Genomic DNA, 18,054 nt, shown 5'->3' with positions numbered 1-18,054 from the left:
CCACGGGCCGCGGCGGCTGCGCTATCATGGCGGCATGTCTGAACCGCAAACCCTGTACGAAGTCATCGGCGGCGCCGAGCGCCTGCGCGAACTGGTCGACCGCTTTTACGACCTGATGGAGCTGGAGCCGGAATTCGCCGGCATCCACGCGATGCACCCCCAACCCAACGACAGTTCGCGCGAGAAGCTGTTCATGTTCCTGTCCGGCTGGATGGGCGGACCCGACCTCTTCATCGAACGCTACGGTCATCCGCGCCTGCGCGCGCGCCATCTGCCGTTCGCGATCGGCACCAAGGAGCGCGACCAGTGGCTGCGCGCCATGGCCTGGGCGATGGAAGACCTGGGCTGGGACGACGAGCTGCGCCTGCGCCTGATGCAATCTTTCTATCACACCGCCGACTGGATGCGGAACAAGGCCGACTGACCGCCATGAGCACCGCTGAATTACTGATCCTGCTGGGCGTTGCCATCGTCGCAGGCCTGCAGGTCATGCTGCTGCTGCGCGCGCGCAGCGGTGGCGACGACAGCCGCCACTTCGAACGTGTGGAGCGCGAGCTGCGCCTCGAACTGCAAGCGAGCGCCCAGGGCACGCGCCAGGAAATGGCATCGCACATGGGCCAGTACCACGCCGCCACCGTCCAGCAGCTCGACAGCATGCGCCAGCAGATGCAGCTGCATTCGTCCAGCGGCCGCGAGGAACAGGCGCGCGCGCTCAAGCGCTTCGCCGACACCATGCAGCAGACCCTGGCCAGCCTGACCGAGTCGAACGCCCAGCGCATGCTGGAAGTGCGCGGCACGCTGGAAACCAAGATCCGCGACCTGCAGAGCGACAATGCCAAGCGCCTGGAAGAGATGCGCCAGACCGTGGACGAGAAGCTGCACGCCACGCTCGAGACGCGCCTGACGGAATCCTTCCGCCAGGTGTCGGAGAGGCTGGAAAAGGTGCACCAGGGCCTGGGCGAAATGCAGCAGCTGGCCATCGGCGTGGGCGACCTCAAGCGCGTGCTCACCAACGTCAAGACGCGCGGGACCTGGGGCGAAGTGCAGCTCGAGATGCTGCTCGAGCAGGTGCTGACGGTCGACCAGTACGCCAAGAACGTCGAGACGGTGGCGGGCTCGAATGCGCGCGTCGAGTTCGCGATCAAGCTGCCGGGCGTGGTCGACGGCGGCCCGCCGCTGTGGCTGCCGATCGACGCCAAGTTCCCGAAGGAGCAGTACGAACGCCTGCTGGAAGCGGCCGAATGCGCGGACGCAGAGGGGGTGGCGCGCGCCGGCGCGGAGCTGGAGCGCGCGGTGCGCGGCGAGGCCAAGACCATCTGCGAAAAATACGTGTCGCCGCCGCAGACGACCGACTTTGCCATCCTGTTCCTGCCGACCGAGGGCCTGTATGCGGAAGTGATGCGCCGCCCCGGGCTGGCGGACGACCTGCAGCGCAGCCTGCGCGTGACCATCGCCGGGCCGTCGACCTTGAGCGCGCTGCTCAACAGCCTGCAGATGGGCTTCCGCACCCTGGCGCTGGAAAAGCGCTCGTCCGAGGTGTGGCAGGTGCTGGGCGCGGTGAAGACCGAATTCACCAAGTTCGGCGACGTGCTGGCCACCACCAAGGCGACCCTGGAAAAAGCGGCCCGCAACATCGAAACGGCCGAAGTGCGCAGCCGCCAGATGGCGCGTAAGCTGAAATCCGTCGAGGCACTGCCGAGCGAAGCGGCGCAGCTGATGCTGGGCGATCCCGCGTCCCACGAAGACTGAAGGCTGGCTCAGCCGCGCCATCCCTCTCTTTTTGCCATTTTCGCCTCTTCCTAAAAGAAGAGGTGAGACAGGTATTTCACCCTCCAATACGACAAAAATCCGGAAAATTCTTTCCGAATTTTGTCGTGTTGCGAAATACATATCGGTACAAAGTTTTACCTTCGCACCTTTGACAACTGTTCAGCAGGAAACGCAGTATGGCTTGCCCAAGAGGCATTGTCTTTACGCGTGAAACCCCATAAGGAGACTCCATGAACAAAGCATGTGCGGCATTCCTGTTGTCCTTCGTTTCCAGCCTGGCCCTGGCCGGACCGTCCAGCACCACGGTCACATTTTCGAAAGGCTACGAGGGCTGGGTCGGGCCATCCGGCAGCGCGGCGTCCTACATCAGTTCGACGCCCGGCAATAAATACGGTCCGGCCTTGTACACGGTCCATCCCGAGACCTTCGGCCTGGAATGGGTCAACCGGGAGAACCCGGCCTTCGTCGGCAATTTCGGCTCGGTGCAATCGGTGACGATCGGGCTGGACATCAACGTGAATTCGATCCGCTTCCGTGGACGCGAAGTCGAACGCGAACTGGTGGTCGAACTGCGCGACTACGACAATCCGTATAACGGCATGCCCTACACCGCCGTGTGGTACAAGCTCGGCACCATCAGCAACAAGGGGACCTGGAAGCGCATGCAGGTGACGATTCCGGATACGCGCGCCACCGCCATGCCCGCCGGCTGGGGCGGCCTCGGCTCGGGCGACGTGTCGCTGCCGCCGGGACGCAGCTTCGCCGACGTGCTGGCCGGCGTCGACGAGATCGCGTTCACGACCTTCGTGCCGGGCTTCCTCTACGGCTTCACCAGCTACGATCTCGTGGTCGACAACCTGTCGATCGTGACGAGCGGCAGCCGCTGACGCGGCCCTCTTAAACGAGGCCTTCGAACGGGAGGATGTCGACCATGTCGCCAGTGGCGACATTCCCCTGTTCGTCGTGCAGCACCACCATGCAGTTCGCCTCCGACATCGAGCGCAGGATGCCCGAGCCCTGCGAGCCCGTAATGCGTACCTCCGGCATCCCGTCGGCGCCCGGCGCGACGATGCCGCGCTGGTATTCGGTGCGGCCCGGCTTCTTGCGGATTGCTCCGCCAGAGCGCGCCTTCAGGAGCGGCAGCGGCGCTTCCGCCCCCATCATGCGCAGCAGCGCTTCGCGCGCGAAGAAGTAGAAGGACACCATCACCGCCACCGGATTGCCAGGCAGCCCGAACAGGAAGGCGCTGCGGCCGTTCGAACTCACGCGGCCGAAGGCCAGCGGCCGTCCGGGCCGCATGCCGATCTTCCAGAAGGTGACGTCGCCGAGGCGCGCCATCACCTGCTTCGTGTAGTCCGCCGCGCCCACCGACACGCCGCCCGAGGTGACGATCGCGTCCGCGTTCTCGCAGGCGCTGCGCAGCGCTTCTTCGAGCGCGTCCGGATCGTCGCGCACGATGCCCATGTCGACGATGTCGCAGCCAAGGCGCTGCAGCATGCCGTAGATCGTGTAGCGGTTGCTGTCGTAGACGCAGCCTTCGTCGAGGCCTTCGCCGATCGAGCGCAGTTCGTCGCCGGTCGAGAAGAAGGCCACGCGCAGGCGGCGCTGCACCGGCACTTCGGCGATGCCGAGCGAGGCGATCAGTCCCAGGTCAGCCGGGCGGATGATGCGGCCCGTCTTAAGGGCGGCGCTGCCCAGCTTCAGGTCCTCGCCCGCGAAGCGGCGGTTGTCGCCGGGCTTGATGACGCCGGCGCGGAGCGTGATCGCGTCTTCGCTTTCCTGTTCGACGAATTCCTGCGGCAGCACGCTGTCGCAGCCTTCGGGCATGACGCCGCCCGTCATGATGCGCACGCATTCGCCTGGTCCCGGCACGAGGCCGGAAGGCTTGCCTGCATAAGCGACGCCAATGACGCGCAGCGAAGCGACACCCTCGCCCGGCAGGTCGCTCCCGCGCAGCGCGTAGCCATCCATCGCCGAGTTGTCGTGGGCCGGCACGTTGATCGGTGAGACCAGGTCGCGCGCCAGCACCCGTCCGAGCGCCGCACGCAGGGCGACCATTTCCCTTGAGTGCACCGGCTGCACGAAGTCGCGGATGATGCGCTGGGCGCCGCGCACGCTGAGGGCGTCGGGATCGTAGCCGTCGATGCAGCTGGCTACCTTCGCCAGGGTCGGGGGCAGGGTGTCGTCCAGGCCCTGCAGCTCGTCGAGCGTGTTGATGTTGCGGAAGGCGTCCGCATCCTCGAACAGCACCTCGACCGACTTCAATTCCTTGTACCAGCCGTCCACGCGCCGTCCGCCTTCCGCCAGGTAGGTGGAGAGCACAGGCAGGCGGCTGCTTCGCACCAGGCAGAACACTGGATGCGGCTGGGGGCGCATGCCGGGTTCCTGCGTGGCCGCGAAGGCCACGTCGGCTTCGTTCTCGTTCAGCGCCGCAAACAGGCGCTCGGCCAGGTCATGCGGCAGGAAGGGCGAGTCGCAGGGCACCGCCAGCAGGTAGGGCGTAGCGCAATGGCGCAGGCCCGCTTCCAGGCCGGCCACCGGCCCCGCGAAGTCGGGCGTCTCGTCGGCCCATACGGGCACGCCCAGCGCGGCGTAGGCGTCGAGATTGCGGTTTGCGTTGATGCCCACGCTGCCGACTTGCGGGGCCAGACGCTCCAGCACCTGCGCCACCATGGTCGAGCCACGGAAGGGCTGCAGGCCCTTGTCGACGTTGCCCATGCGCGAGCCTCGCCCGCCGGCCAGGATCAGGCCGCTGATCAGATTCTTGTCCATTGTATTATCCGCCGATATACGACATTTCGACTTTGCGCGCGCTGTTCGCCAGGCCACTGGTATCCACGGTGCGCGTTTCGGAATAGCGGTCCGCCCGCACCTTCCACAGCTGCGCGATGGCGCCCGCGATCTCGAGGTCCGAGCGGCCTTCGCGCAGCAGGGCGCGCAGGTCGTGGCCACGGGTGGCGAACAGGCAGGTGTAGAGCTTGCCCTCGGTCGACAGGCGCAGGCGCGTGCAGTCGCGGCAGAAGGCCTGGGTGACGCTGGAAATGACGCCGATCTCGCCGCCGCCGTCCAGGTAGCGCCAGCGCGCGGCGGTTTCGCCGCTGTAGTTCGGATCGATCGGCGCCAGCGGCAGTTCGCTGGAGATGCGGCGCACCACTTCGCTGGAGGGCACGACTTCCTGCATGTTCCAGCCGTTCGAGGCGCCCACGTCCATGTATTCGATGAAGCGCAGGATGAAGGGCGAGCCCTTGAAGTGCCGCGCCATCGGGAGGATCTCGCCGTCGTTGGTGCCGCCCTTGACCACCATGTTGACCTTGATCGGGCCGAGGCCCGCGGCGTGCGCCGCGTCGATGCCGTGCAGGACGTCGGACACCGAGAAGTCGACGTCGTTCATGCGCTTGAACATCGCATCGTCGAGCGCGTCGAGCGAGACCGTGACGCGGTCCAGGCCCGCATCCTTCAGCGCGCGCGCCTTGCGCCCCAGCAGCGAACCATTGGTGGTGAGGGTCAGGTCGAGCGGGCGGCCAGAGGGCGTCGGGATGGTGCGCAGCATGGCGATCAGGCGCTCCAGGTCCTTGCGCAGCAGCGGCTCGCCGCCGGTCAGGCGCAGCTTCTCGACCCCGTGCGCCACGAACACCCTGGCCACGCGCGCGATTTCTTCAAAAGAAAGCAGGGCGCTGTGCGGCAGGTAGGCATAGTCCTTGTCGAACACCTCTTTCGGCATGCAGTAGACGCAGCGGAAATTGCAGCGGTCGGTGACGGAGATGCGCAGGTCGTGCAGCGGCCGGCCGAGCGCATCCAGGAGCAACCCGCTGGGCTCCTCCGGCGCGGCCGGCACCGCCAGCGCTGGCGAGCGCAGGTCGTTGATCAGGACAATTTTTTCAGCCATGCCAATACGATAGCACGAGCCCCGCCAATGCACAGGCGGCAATCAGCTTGATCGGCCCGACCTTGAAGCGCAGCAGCGCCACGCTGGCGGCCGCGCCGATGGCGATCGCCGCCGGCTGGGCTGTCCCGCCGGCGAAGAACACATGCTGGCCGAAGAACACCGCCAGGCTGGCGATCACGCCGACCACGGCGGCCGAGATGGCGGTGAGCGGGGCGCTCCAGCGCAGGTTGCCGCGCCCGGACTCGACCAGCGGGCCGCCGGCCAGGATGAACACGAAGGAGGGCAGGAAGGTGAACAGGCTCGCCACCAGCGCGCCCGCGATGCCGCCCAGTGCGAGGGCGTCCGGACCGAACAGCGCGTGGGTCCAGCCGCCCACGAAGCCCACGAAAGCATTGACCATGATCAGCGGGCCGGGCGTGGTCTCGCCCAGCGCCAGGCCGTCGATCATCTGGTGGGCGCTGAGCCAGCCGTACTGGTCGACCGCGCCCTGCACCACGTAGGGCAGCACGGCATAGGCGCCGCCGAAGCTCATCAGGGCGGCCTTGGTGAAGAACCAGCCCATTCGCGCCAGCGTGCCCTGGGGGCCGAACAGCAGGGCCAGCAGCAGCCAGGACGCGAGCGCGAGCAGGCAGCCGATGGCCGCGCTGGTTGCCAGGCGGCGCAGGCTGAAGCGCGCGTGCTCGGGCGTGGGCGTGTCGTCGTCGAGCACGGCCGGGCCGTAGTGCCTGCTTTCGCCCGGGTGGGCGCCGCCCGGCTGGAAGCGGTGCGGCCACAGGCGTCCGCCGGCCAGGCCCAGCAGCGCGGCGCCCAGCACGATCAGGGGAAATGGCAGGTCGAGCAGGGCGATGGCGATGAAGGCGGCGACGGCGATGGCGCTCAATGCCCCGTTGCGCAGGGTGCGGCTGCCGATGCGCCAGGCGGCGCCGATCACGATCGCGACCACGGCGGGCTTGATGCCGTCCATGACGCCGGCGATCGCGGGCAGGTGGCCGAAGGCGAGGTAGATCCAGGACAGGGCGATCAGCAGCAGCAGCGAGGGCAGGATGAACAGCAGGCCGGCCGCGATCCCGCCGGCGGTCCGGTGCAGCAGCCAGCCGATGTAGACGGCCAGCTGGGTGGCTTCGGGGCCGGGAAGCAGCATGCAGTAGTTCAGGGCGTGCAGGAAGCGCTGTTCGGAGATCCAGCGGCGGCGTTCGACCAGTTCGCTGTGCATCAGCGCGATCTGGCCGGCGGGGCCGCCGAAGCTGATGAAGCCGAGTTTGAGCCAGTAGAGCAGGGCGGTGCGGAAGGGGATGGGGGAGGGCATCCGGGTATATTAGCGTGTTGGTATTTCGGTAGGGTGACGGGCTGCGGTGCGAACTTGGGTCCCCGCCTTCGCGGGGACCCAAGTTCTCTCGCACACCCCCAGCTCAAAATAAAAAGGGAAGCCGAAGCTTCCCTTTTTAAATCACATCAGCATCACTGACGCGTATCCACCTGGATCAGCGGCTCATCCACCGGCGGCGGCAGCGGCTTGCGCACGCGGCGTGGACGCACTGGTTCCGGGGCCTGGGCGGCAGCTTCCTGCGCAGCGCGCAGTTTTTCCGGATCGGTCGAGGCCAGCTGCAGGCCAGCCTTGGACAGCAGGTCGTTCAGGTCCATCGGCGCTTCGGCCGGAGCCGGAGCCGGGGCCACCACCGGCGCGGCGACCGGCTCAGCCACCGGAGCAGCTTCGACGACCGGCGCCGGAGCAGGGGCCGGAGCAGCGACAGGCGCAACTTCGGCAACCGGCGCCGGCGCTGCGGCAGCCTGCTCGGCTGCGGCAGCCGCGGCACGGGCAGCGGCGATCGATGCCGAGGTCGGGAACATGTGCTGAGGCGCTGCGGCCGGTGCTTCCACCGGAGCCGGGGCCGGAACAGCGGCAACCGGAGCAGGTGCCGGCGCCACGTCAGCTTTCGGCTGGGCAGCAGCGGCCATCGATGCGGCGGTTGGGAACGGCCACGGACCCGGTTCGCCTTTCACGGCAGCCGGCTTCCTGGACTCGGCAGCCACCTTGGCGGCTTCCACGTCCGCTACCGGCGTGAAGGCTGGCGCTTCCGCGGCGCCTTCGGCGGTCTCGATGCCCTCGGCCTGGTCGCGGTCGCGGCGGTTACGGTTGCGGCCACCGCGGCGGCGGCGGCGGCGCGGCTCGTCGCCGCCTTCGGCGTCCAGCTCCTCGCCGTCCGGACCGGTGACGGCCACTTTCACGGCATGCTCCAGCACGTCGCCGTGCGGGGTCGAGGTCGACAGTTCGCTTTCCGGCACGGCGACCGGGTGCTTCAGTTCTTCCACCTTGGCTTCGGCTGCCGGTGCGGCAGCGCGTTCGCCACGCTCACGCGGCTGGCGCGGTGCGCGTTCCTGGCGTTCGCCGCGTTCCTTGCGCTCGCCACGCTCGGCGCGCTCCGGACGCTGCTCGGCGCCTGCCGTGGCCTCGGCCTGCTCGCGCGGTTCACGCGGCTGGCGTTCCTTGCGCTCCTTGCGCGGCGGACGGGTGTCGGCTTCCGGCGCCTTGGCGGCGTCCTCGCTCACCGCGCCCTTGGCAACGGTCTCGCGTGCCTCGCGCGGTTCGCGCTCCTCACGCTGCTTGCCGCCCGAGCGGCCATTGCGCGAACGCTGGCCACGGCCGCCACGGTCGCCGCCACGCTCGGCAGGAGCCGGAGCGGCGGGTTTCTCGGCAAGCACCGGCGCCGGGGCCGGGGCGGGCGCTGCGGGCGCACCGAGGAAGAAGTTGCGCAGGCGGGCGAAGAAGCCCTGTTCTGCCGGCGCGGCGGCCGGCGCCGGTGCGGCGGCGGCAGGCGCCTCGACCGGCTTGGCCGGCTTGGCGGTTTCGCTGCGGTCCACCATCGGGGCCGGCTGGGCCGGGGTGATGGTCTTGACCACGGCTTCCTGGCGCGGCTTCTGCTCTTCCTTCTGGCGCTTGGCGTAGGCCATGTCGGTGTCGGCCGACTCGGCAAGGGTGTAGCTGGCGGCGGCGTCTTCCAGGCGCGGGTCGTCGTGCTTGATGCGCTCGAGCTTGTAGTGCGGGGTGTCCAGATGCTTGTTCGGGATCAGGATCACGGTGATGCGGTGGCGGTTCTCGATCTTGAGCACTTCGCCGCGCTTTTCGTTCAGCAGGAAGGCGGCGACGTCGACCGGCACCTGCACGTGGATCGCGGCCGAGTTCTCCTTCATCGCCTCTTCCTGGATGATGCGCAGCACCTGCAGGGCGGACGATTCGGTATCGCGGATGTGGCCGGTGCCCGAGCAGCGCGGGCAGGTCACGTGGGAGCCTTCCGACAGCGACGGACGCAGGCGCTGGCGCGACAGTTCCATCAGGCCGAAGCGCGAGATCTTGCCCATCTGGACGCGTGCACGGTCATGGTGCAGGGCGTCCTTCAGGCGCTGTTCCACTTCGCGCTGGTTCTTGGCCACTTCCATGTCGATGAAGTCGATCACGATCAGGCCGCCCAGGTCGCGCAGGCGCAGCTGGCGGGCGACTTCGTCGGCCGCTTCGCAGTTGGTGTTGAAGGCGGTGGTCTCGATGTCCGAGCCGCGGGTGGCGCGGGCCGAGTTGACGTCGATGGAAACCAGGGCTTCGGTGTGGTCGATCACGATCGCGCCGCCCGACGGCAGCGGCACGGTGCGCGCGTAGGCGGTTTCGATCTGGTGTTCGATCTGGAAACGGGAGAACAGCGGCACGTCGTCGCTGTAGCGCTTCACGCGGTGCGCCATGTCGGGCATCACGTGGCTCATGAACTGCTGGGCCTGCTCGTAGATGTCGTCGGTGTCGATCAGGACTTCGCCGATGTCCGGCTGGAAGTAGTCGCGGATGGCGCGGATGACGAGCGAGGATTCCTGGTAGATCAGGAAGGCGCCCGGGGCCGACTTGCCGGCGCCTTCGATCGCGCGCCACAGCTGCATCAGGTAGTTCAGGTCCCACTGCAGTTCTTCGACGGTGCGGCCGATGCCGGCGGTGCGGGCAATGACCGACATGCCCTGCGGCAGGTCCAGCTTGTCCATGGTCTCGCGCAGTTCCTGGCGTTCTTCGCCTTCGACGCGGCGCGAGACGCCGCCGCCACGCGGATTGTTCGGCATAAGCACCAGGTAGCGGCCGGCCAGCGAGATGAAGGAGGTCAGCGCCGCGCCTTTGTTGCCGCGCTCTTCCTTCTCGACCTGGACCATGATTTCCTGGCCTTCGCGCAGCGCTTCCTTGATGGTGCAGTTGCGGACGTCGACGCCGTCACGGAAATAAGAGCGGGCAACTTCTTTGAAGGGGAGGAAACCGTGGCGGTCTTCGCCGTAGCTGACGAAGCAGGCTTCGAGGGAGGGTTCGATGCGGGTGATGACACCCTTGTAGATATTCGACTTGCGCTGTTCGCGTCCGGCCGTTTCGATATCGATGTCGATCAGTTTCTGGCCATCGACGATCGCTACGCGCAGCTCCTCTTGCTGCGTAGCGTTAAACAACATACGTTTCATTTTTATAAACTCCGCGACCCTGGGGCCGTGTCATTGCCGTCCTTGCGGACGGCGAAGTACAGGGAATACGCGAAGATGGGAGCGTTGGAGGGAGTAATGCCCGGGGCGTACGGCGCGGCGACGCGATGCGTCGCTGCCCGCAACAGGGCGCGAATGGAGCCGAACGTCATTGCCTTCGCACTCCGCAACCTCGACCAGGACGCCTGCCATCCCTTCGGGACTGGCACAGCGCCGGGAGGGCGGTGCGCAACAACCAGCCAAACCTTAGCCAGCGAACAAACCTGGACTTCGATACTCAGGCGATGAATTCTCCGGAAAAACCGTGTTGCGCGTTGCCGCTTGTCGGCCTGCGATGCCCGCCGCGCTCCTCGCGCGACTGCGTGCCGGCCAATCGGTGGCCGCCCGCTAGGGTTTTTCCAGCTTTTTCAAATCAATCTGCCTTGACTCAAGCCTTCAGGATGAGGCTTACATCGGGTCGGGCGAAAACGACAAGCGTTATCGACACCATCATCCGGCGAGCCGCCACGGGCCGCTTGCCGGTACTTATCCTTAACAATCCAAACAATCCAATCCTGCACCCAGACGCGCGACCCGATTACAACTGCAGGTGCAACCCTGATCCGCCATCTAGGTGTGCGTACACTATTTTTCCACCGAATTTGCCATTGGCGGGGCCGGTGGAACGCGCCCCTGTGTAAAATATCGTTTTATTTCTTACACCAGCAGAGGTTTGACCGCCGCCTGTCGATTATATATTCAAAATGAAGGACTTAGAGAGAATTTCTGGGAAGACAGAGAGAATGGCAATACAAAACGATGTTGTTCCCCCTTCATCACAGCCGGCACTCCAAGCGCAGTTCGTGACCATCACCGAAGAAGAAGCCGGTCAGCGAATTGACAATTTCCTGTTGCGTGTTTGCAAAGGCGTACCCAAGAGCCATATTTACCGCATCCTGCGCTCGGGCGAAGTCCGGGTGAACAAGGGCCGTATCGACCAGATGTACCGCCTGGGCGAGGGCGACGTGGTTCGGATTCCGCCGATCCGCCTGGCCGAGAAGGCCAGCACCCAGGCCGCGCCGGGCGCCGAATTCGCCATCGTGTACGAGGACAGCCACCTGCTCGTCATCGACAAGCCGGCCGGCATCGCCGTGCACGGCGGCTCGGGCGTGTCGTATGGCGTGATCGAGCAGCTGCGCGCCGCGCGTCCGGAAGCCAAGTTCCTGGAGCTGGTGCACCGCCTCGATCGCGAGACCTCGGGCCTGCTCCTGATCGCCAAGAAGCGCACCGCCCTGACCAACCTGCATGCGCAGATGCGCGACGGCCTGACCGACAAGCGCTACCTGACCGCCGTCCATGGCGACTGGGTCAACAAGCGCCAGCACGTCAAGCTGCCGCTGCACAAGTTCACCACCCCGGACGGCGAGCGCCGCGTGGTGGTGCAGTCGGGCGGGCAGGAAGCGCACACGATCTTCAACCTGAAGCGCAAGTGGCAGGATGTCGCCCTGCTCGAAGCCGAGCTCAAGACCGGGCGAACGCACCAGATCCGCGTGCACCTGGCATCCTCCGGCTTCCCGATCCTGGGCGACGAGAAGTACGGCGATTTCGCGCTCAACAAGCAGCTGCAGAAGGCGGGCGAGGGCCGCGGCCCGCTGCGCCGTATGTTCCTGCACGCCTGGCAGATCACCTTCACCCATCCGGACACCGGCAAGCCGCTGAGCCTGCGCGCGCCGCTCCCGGCGGAGTGCGAGAAATTCTTGGTAAGCTTGGGGCAACCGATCGCATGAGCTTCATCCCTCTGCGATGACCACACACTATAAGGGACCGGCGGCCTCGAGCCGCCGCATGACATGGCAAGAAAACAATTTGATCTGATCGTGTTCGACTGGGACGGCACGCTGATGGACAGCACGGCGACCATCGTCAAGTGCATCCAGTCGGCCGCGCGCGACCTGGGCCTGCCGGTTCCCAGCGACGCCTCGGCGGCCCACGTGATCGGCCTCGGCCTGTCGGAAGCGATGCAGGCGGTGATGCCGAACATCGAGCCGGCGCTCTACCCGCGCATGGTCGAGCGCTATCGCTATCACTTCCTGACGAAGGATCATGAACTGGTGCTGTTCAAGGGAGTTCGCGAGATGTTGAGCGAACTTGCCGGCGAAGGCTATTTCCTGGCCGTGGCCACGGGCAAGAGCCGGGTGGGCCTGAACCGCGCCCTGAACGCGGCCGGCCTGCTGTCGACCTTCGACGCTACCCGTTGCGCGGATGAGACATTTTCCAAGCCGCACCCTGCGATGCTGCAAGAGCTGACCAGGGAGCTGGGGCAGGACCTGCGCCGTACCGTTATGATCGGCGACACCACGCACGACCTGATGATGGCGAACAATGCCGGCGCCTCGGGGATCGCGGTCGAATTCGGCGCCCATCCGGTCCAGCAGCTGCAGGCCTGCAAGCCCTTGTATTCGGCGCGCTCGATCCCCGAACTGCATGGCTGGCTGATGGAAAACGCGTAGCGATGAGCGCGGAAGCGGGCCTGTTCGTGTGCGATGCCGACCAGTTGGTCGATGGCGGCAGGGGAATCAGGTTTCCGGTGCTGGTCTATGGCCAGCCGGCGACCGGCTTCGTGGTGCGCTTCGCCGGTAAACCCTATGCCTACCTGAACCGTTGTGCCCATGTGCCGATCGAACTCGACTGGAAAGAGGGCGACTTCTTCGAATCGAGCGGCCTGTACCTGATGTGCGCGACGCACGGCGCCGTGTACGAGCCGGAAAGCGGACGCTGCGCCGGCGGCCCCTGCCGCGGCGGACGGCTGCTGCCGATCGGCGTGGTCGAGCAGGATGGAAAGATTTTCTGGCAGCCGGATCAGCAGATCCGGGCCCCACTATAGAATATTGCGGCGAACTTCAGACAACGACAGAGTTTATGAGCGATCACACGAGCAACGATCACCCGGGCGACAGCCGCCTTGCCGCCAACCCGACGGTCAGCAACTGGGAGCGCGAGACGCTCGAAAAGCTGGTGTTCGCCACCGTGCAGGAGCGCCGTGCGGCTCGCCGCTGGGGTATTTTCTTCAAGCTCAGTTTCCTGCTCGTGGCGCTGCTGGCGCTGTGGGCCTATTACGATTTCAACTTCGGCGGCACCGGCGACGAAAGCCTGGGCCGCCACACGGCGCTCATCGAGATTAACGGCGAGATCGAAGCGGAAGGCAGCGGCGCGGCCGATACCGTGATTCCCTCGCTGAACAAGGCCTTCTCCGATTCCGGCTCGGCCGCGGTGGTGCTGCGCATCGACAGCCCCGGCGGCAGCCCGGTCCAGGCCGGCATCATCGTCGACGAGATCCAGCGCCTCAAGCGCGGCTATCCGGACAAGCCGCTGTACGTGGTGGTGGACGAGATCTGCGCCTCGGGCGGCTATTACATCGCCTCGGCGGCGGACCGGATCTATGTGAACAAGGCCTCGATCGTCGGGTCGGTGGGTGTGCTGATGGACAGCTTCGGCTTTACCGGCACCATGGACAAGCTGGGCGTCGAGCGGCGCCTGATGACGGCGGGCGAAAACAAGGGCTTCCTGGATCCCTTCAGCCCGCAATCCGACAAGCACAAGGCGCATGCCCAGGCCATGCTCAACGAGATCCACCAGCAATTCATCTCGGTGGTGCGCGCCGGCCGCGGCAAGCGCCTGAAGGAAACGCCGGAAACCTTCTCCGGCCTGTACTGGACCGGCGCCAAGGCGGTCGAGATGGGACTGGCGGACGGCTTCGGCACCGTCGACACGGTGGCGCGCGACATCGTCAAGGCCGAGGATATCGTCGACTATACGGCGCACGAAGGCTTGCCGGAGCGCGTGCTGAAGAAATTCGGCGCGGCGGTCGGCGAAAACGCGGTCAAGGCGGCGACCCGCGGGACCCTGCCGAAGTTGCATTAAGAATAGAGACACCGAGTACGGTTGTACTGGATTTTGCTTGCATCCGGTGACAAAGAGACTATAGTGAGGGTGTAGTTGCTGCCGCGGCGGACGATACCCTTAAATCCAGCCTGTTCGTTATCGGACGATACGCAAGAGCGCTACCCGCTGCACCTGCCGTGCAGTTTCGAGTGAATTCAATTCCTCATGGTTGTGATTCCCCCTCGGGATTGGGAACGACGGCTTCGGCCGTCGTTTCCATTTATATGCATGTCAGGTGCAGGTACCCAGGTGCTGGGCGTCGCCGTCGAGGGCGGGGCGTGCCGGTTCCGGCTGCGGGGAAGCGGAGGACAAGGGGCAGAAATCGTCATGCTGGGCGAAGCCGCCGCGGTCGAGCCAGGCCTGGTGCTCGCGGACCGCGCGCGCATACCAGGCGGCGCGCAGGGGCGGGCTGCCCTCATGCAGATGGGGAAGATCGCCGCCACGGCGCCAGCGCGCCAGCGCCAGCCGGGTGGGAAAGAGCGCTGCATGGCTGGACGCCACGCGCTGCCGTACCTGATGGGCTTCGGCTGCGGAAGGCTGTCGGTGTCCGGTGTCGAGATTGTCGTTCACGGTAGTGGTCCTCTGCTTGCGCATTGCCTTCCTATATGTCGAGTAAATATTCCGGAGAGCGATTAGGGAAATTCCTAACGCTTTGAAGTCTATCAACCGGAAATTTGGGGTGCTTGACGCTTATCAAATGAACGGTTGCATGCTGGGCGGGGGAGTGGTGCGCGAAAGCGGATGGGTGTGCTGTTGAGCCGAGTGAGCACATCGGCCACCCGTGTCTCCAGCCCGTCGTTCCGGCGAAGGCCGGAACCCAAGTTTTGTGAACTGGGGCTACGTTTGATTTCTCAGTAATGCACGCAAGCTTGGGTTCCGGCCTACGCCGGAACGACGTGCTGCCGGGCGGGCGCGTGTCTGCTCACCCAGCAGCGCCTTTCCCACCCCCAGCCCTTCTGTTAAAGTCTCGCCCCATGAGTAAACTCTCCCTTGACCGCATCCTGCAATCCCAGGGTTTCGGTACCCGCAAATACTGCCGCGCCCTGATCGAGGACGGCGATGTCGCCGTCAACGGCGAGATCCAGGACAATTTCAAAGCCACTTTCGACACCCAGGACCTGGTCCTGACCGTCTTCGACGAGGAATGGCGCTACCGCGAGCACGTCTATATCGCCCTCTACAAGCCGGCCAACTACGAGTGCTCGCGCAAGCCCAGTCACCATCCCGGCGTGCTGACCCTGCTGCCGGAGCAGTTCACCTGGCGTGAAGTGCAGCCGGTCGGCCGCCTCGACCACGACACTACCGGCCTGCTCCTGATGTCGGACGACGGCCCCTTCATCCACGCCCAGTCCTCGCCCAAGCGCCACGTGCCCAAGGTCTACCAGGCGACCACGGCCGAGCCGGTCACGGATGCCCTGGTCGAACAGATGCTGGCCGGCGTGCAGCTGCACGACGAACCGGCGCCGCTGAAGGCGGTCTCCTGCATCCCGCGTGGCGAGCACCAGCTCGAGATCGTGCTGGAGCAGGGCAAGTATCACCAGGTCAAGCGCATGCTGGCCGCAGCGGGCAACCACTGCAGCGCGCTGCACCGCTCCCAGATCGGCGGCCTGACCCTGGACGCCCTCGGCCTGCGCGAAGGCGAATGGTGCTTCCTGGAGCAGGCCCAGCTCGACATGCTCGTGCCCGCCTGAGCGGCGCCGGCCCGGCAGCCGTGAATGCACGGCTGCAACACGTGCGACATCGATAAGCAATTTCCGCGACACTCACAGATCAGGGCGGCCCGGACAGGGTCGCCGCGCTATTGTCTTATCGAAAAGAAGCATCCATGCACCTTGAACGCCCCACGCTGTCCCTGATTTCCCTCCTGTTTGCAAGTTCCGCCCTGGCCCAGGGCCAGCCGCAGTCGATGGCGGACTGCACGCCGCTCCTCGACAACGCCCAGCGCCTGGCCTGCTTCGACCGCCTGGCATCGGCACAGTCCTCCGCATCTGCGGCCGCAGCTGCTGCCCAAGCCGCTGCAGCGGCGAGTCCTGCCGGCGCCGCGCCCTCCAGCTCGGCCTTTGGGCCGCCGCGCACGGGCGAGGTCGATCCCGTGGCCTCGGTCGACCCGACGGTCGAAGCGGCCAACGGTTACACGATGAGTGGCCACTGGGAGCTGGATCCCAGGGACAAGCGCGGCGTCTTCGCGTTCCGCCCGCACAATCCGAACTATCTGATCGGTACGCGCACTTACCGTCCCAACGATGCGCCCTACCTGCCGTTTCGGCGCGTCTCGGGCCTGAACAAGGGCCTGTCCAAGGCCGAACTGGAATTTCAGCTCGGCTTCAAGATGAAAGTAGTCGAGTCCTTGTTCGAGAAGCCGGTCGACATCTGGTTTGGCTATACCCAGAACAGCTTCTGGCAGGCGACCAACGACGAAGCATCGAGCCCCTTCCGCGAGACCAACTACCAGCCCGAAGTGATGGCGGTGATGCCGTTGAACGTCGGCATCCTGGGCACCAACCTGCGCTTCCTGAACCTCGGTTTCGTACACCAGTCGAATGGCCAGTCCTCGACCTTGTCGCGCAGCTGGAACCGCTTCTACGCCCAGGTCGGGCTGGAGCGCGGTCCGCTGTCGGTCACCGCCAAGGTGTGGAAGCGCGTGAACGAATCGCTGGAAGACGACAACAATCCGGACATCGCCGACTACCTGGGGCATGGAGAACTGGCCGGCAGCTGGCGCCTGGAGGGCGGCCACGAAGTGTCGGCTCTGCTGCGCCACAACTTCCACACCGACAAAGGCGCCACTCAGCTGGGCTGGACTTTCCCGCTGGCCGGCCCGCTCAAGGGCTACCTGCACTGGTTCTCGGGCTACGGCCAGAGCATGATCGACTATAACTACTTCCAGCGCAGCGTCGGCGCCGGCGTAGTGGTCAAGTACTGAAGAGGCCCGTAGAATGGCGCTCCCGCCAACAGGAGCGCCCATGAAACTAGCCACCCTCAACGACGGCACCCGCGACGGCCAGCTGGCCGTGGTGTCGCGCGACCTCAAGACCGCCCACATCGCCGACGGCATCGCGCCGACCCTGCAGGCCGCGCTCGACGACTGGGCCTTCATCGGTCCGCAGCTCGACGAACTCTCGCGCCAGCTGAATGAGGGCAGGGCGCGCCGCCCCTTCGATTTCGACCCGGCGCGCTGCATGGCGCCGCTGCCGCGCGCCTACCAGTGGGCCGACGGCTCGGCCTACGTCAACCACGTCGAGCTGGTGCGGCGTGCGCGCGGCGCCGAGATGCCGGCCTCGTTCTGGGAAGATCCCCTGATGTACCAGGGCGGCAGCGACGACTTCCTGGGGCCGCACGACGACATCGTGCTGGCGCGTGAGGAGTGGGGCATCGACTTCGAGGCCGAGGTGGCGGTGGTCACGGGTGACGTGCCCATGGGCGCGACGCCGGACGAAGCGCACCAGCAGATCCGGCTCCTGATGCTGGCCAACGACGTCTCGCTGCGCAACCTGATTCCCGACGAACTGGCCAAGGGCTTCGGCTTCCTGCAATCCAAGCCCGCCACCAGCTTCGCGCCGCTGGCGGTGACGCCGGACGAGCTGGGCGAGGCCTGGCGCGGCGGCAAGCTGCATTTGCCGTTGCGCTCGGTGTGGAACGGCCACCTGGTGGGGCAGCCGGATGCGGGCGTGGACATGGTCTTCAACTTTCCGCAGCTGGTCGCGCACCTGGCCAAGACCCGCAACGTGCGCGCCGGCAGCATCGTCGGCTCGGGGACGGTGTCGAACAAGGACGCATCGCGCGGGTATTCGTGCATCGCCGAGAAGCGCTGCCTGGAGATGATCGCGGATGGGGCGGGCTCGACGCCCTTCATGCGCTTTGGCGATACGATCCGGATCGAGATGCTGGATGAGAAGGGGAAGTCGATTTTTGGGGCGATCGAGCAGGTGGTGAAGCGTTTGGAGAAGTAATTGGCGCTGGTGGCCTGCGCTGGGACGACGTGC

General features: G+C 66.0%; 15 protein-coding genes. 10 read left to right on the top strand and 5 right to left on the bottom strand.

From position 1 onward, the window contains the following. Nucleotides 1-34 precede the first annotated feature (34 nt). From J8847_RS06430 to J8847_RS06420, 3 genes are all read left to right on the top strand, one after another. Nucleotides 35-424: a group II truncated hemoglobin gene (locus J8847_RS06430; protein WP_211523862.1), complete on the top strand. Its 390-nt coding sequence runs from the start codon at nucleotides 35-37 to the stop codon at nucleotides 422-424. 5 nt (nucleotides 425-429) lie between these two features. Further along, nucleotides 430-1,749, top strand: coding sequence for a DNA recombination protein RmuC (locus J8847_RS06425; RefSeq protein ID WP_211523861.1), 1,320 nt, complete (start codon nucleotides 430-432; stop codon nucleotides 1,747-1,749). A gap of 251 nt (nucleotides 1,750-2,000) precedes the next feature. Further along, a complete protein-coding gene (locus J8847_RS06420; protein ID WP_211523860.1) occupies nucleotides 2,001-2,657 on the top strand; it encodes a PEP-CTERM sorting domain-containing protein in 657 nt (218 codons plus the stop codon). A gap of 10 nt (nucleotides 2,658-2,667) precedes the next feature. Here the strand turns inward: J8847_RS06420 and glp are convergent, their stop codons facing one another. The 4 genes from glp to J8847_RS06400 form a co-directional block, all read right to left on the bottom strand. Then, the gene (gene glp, locus J8847_RS06415) at nucleotides 2,668-4,542 is read right to left on the bottom strand and encodes a gephyrin-like molybdotransferase Glp (protein ID WP_211523859.1); all 1,875 of its coding nucleotides are present in this window, start codon (nucleotides 4,540-4,542) and stop codon (nucleotides 2,668-2,670) included. 4 nt (nucleotides 4,543-4,546) lie between these two features. Next, nucleotides 4,547-5,656, bottom strand: coding sequence for a GTP 3',8-cyclase MoaA (gene moaA / locus J8847_RS06410; RefSeq protein ID WP_211523858.1), 1,110 nt, complete (start codon nucleotides 5,654-5,656; stop codon nucleotides 4,547-4,549). Then, nucleotides 5,649-6,962, bottom strand: a complete 1,314-nt coding sequence (gene chrA / locus J8847_RS06405) for a chromate efflux transporter (protein ID WP_211523857.1) — start codon at nucleotides 6,960-6,962, stop codon at nucleotides 5,649-5,651. Before chrA ends, moaA begins: the two co-directional genes overlap by 8 nt. Nucleotides 6,963-7,114: 152 nt before the next feature. After that, nucleotides 7,115-10,132, bottom strand: a complete 3,018-nt coding sequence (locus J8847_RS06400; protein ID WP_211523856.1) for an Rne/Rng family ribonuclease — start codon at nucleotides 10,130-10,132, stop codon at nucleotides 7,115-7,117. Between the two features lie 761 nt (nucleotides 10,133-10,893). Between J8847_RS06400 and J8847_RS06395 the strand changes: the two genes are divergently transcribed. From J8847_RS06395 to J8847_RS06380, 4 genes are all read left to right on the top strand, one after another. Further along, on the top strand, nucleotides 10,894-11,916 hold the full coding sequence (locus tag J8847_RS06395; RefSeq protein WP_373999845.1) for an RluA family pseudouridine synthase: 1,023 nt from the start codon (nucleotides 10,894-10,896) through the stop codon (nucleotides 11,914-11,916). Between the two features lie 63 nt (nucleotides 11,917-11,979). Further along, nucleotides 11,980-12,639 carry an HAD-IIIA family hydrolase gene (locus J8847_RS06390; RefSeq protein ID WP_211523854.1) on the top strand — a complete coding sequence of 220 codons (660 nt, stop codon included), beginning with the start codon at nucleotides 11,980-11,982 and terminating at the stop codon, nucleotides 12,637-12,639. A gap of 2 nt (nucleotides 12,640-12,641) precedes the next feature. Beyond that, nucleotides 12,642-13,013 carry a Rieske 2Fe-2S domain-containing protein gene (locus tag J8847_RS06385; RefSeq protein WP_211523853.1) on the top strand — a complete coding sequence of 124 codons (372 nt, stop codon included), beginning with the start codon at nucleotides 12,642-12,644 and terminating at the stop codon, nucleotides 13,011-13,013. A gap of 35 nt (nucleotides 13,014-13,048) precedes the next feature. Next, a complete protein-coding gene (locus J8847_RS06380; RefSeq protein ID WP_211523852.1) occupies nucleotides 13,049-14,050 on the top strand; it encodes a S49 family peptidase in 1,002 nt (333 codons plus the stop codon). 252 nt (nucleotides 14,051-14,302) lie between these two features. On the opposite strand, the gene J8847_RS06375 is transcribed toward J8847_RS06380, so the two are convergent. Then, the gene (locus J8847_RS06375; protein WP_211523851.1) at nucleotides 14,303-14,641 is read right to left on the bottom strand and encodes a hypothetical protein; all 339 of its coding nucleotides are present in this window, start codon (nucleotides 14,639-14,641) and stop codon (nucleotides 14,303-14,305) included. Between the two features lie 404 nt (nucleotides 14,642-15,045). On the opposite strand from J8847_RS06375, the gene J8847_RS06370 reads away from it, so the two are divergent. From J8847_RS06370 to J8847_RS06360, 3 genes are all read left to right on the top strand, one after another. Beyond that, the gene (locus tag J8847_RS06370) at nucleotides 15,046-15,762 is read left to right on the top strand and encodes a pseudouridine synthase (RefSeq protein ID WP_211523850.1); all 717 of its coding nucleotides are present in this window, start codon (nucleotides 15,046-15,048) and stop codon (nucleotides 15,760-15,762) included. A gap of 134 nt (nucleotides 15,763-15,896) precedes the next feature. After that, nucleotides 15,897-16,994, top strand: coding sequence for a phospholipase A (locus J8847_RS06365; RefSeq protein WP_211523849.1), 1,098 nt, complete (start codon nucleotides 15,897-15,899; stop codon nucleotides 16,992-16,994). Between the two features lie 40 nt (nucleotides 16,995-17,034). Then, a complete protein-coding gene (locus J8847_RS06360) occupies nucleotides 17,035-18,021 on the top strand; it encodes a fumarylacetoacetate hydrolase family protein (RefSeq protein WP_211523848.1) in 987 nt (328 codons plus the stop codon). The last annotated feature ends 33 nt before the right edge of the window (nucleotides 18,022-18,054 follow it).

The sequence above is a fragment of the Massilia sp. AB1 genome (assembly GCF_018119385.1).
Taxonomy (GTDB): Bacteria; Pseudomonadota; Gammaproteobacteria; order Burkholderiales; family Burkholderiaceae_D; genus Telluria.
This window is presented reverse-complemented; position numbering and strand designations above follow the sequence as displayed.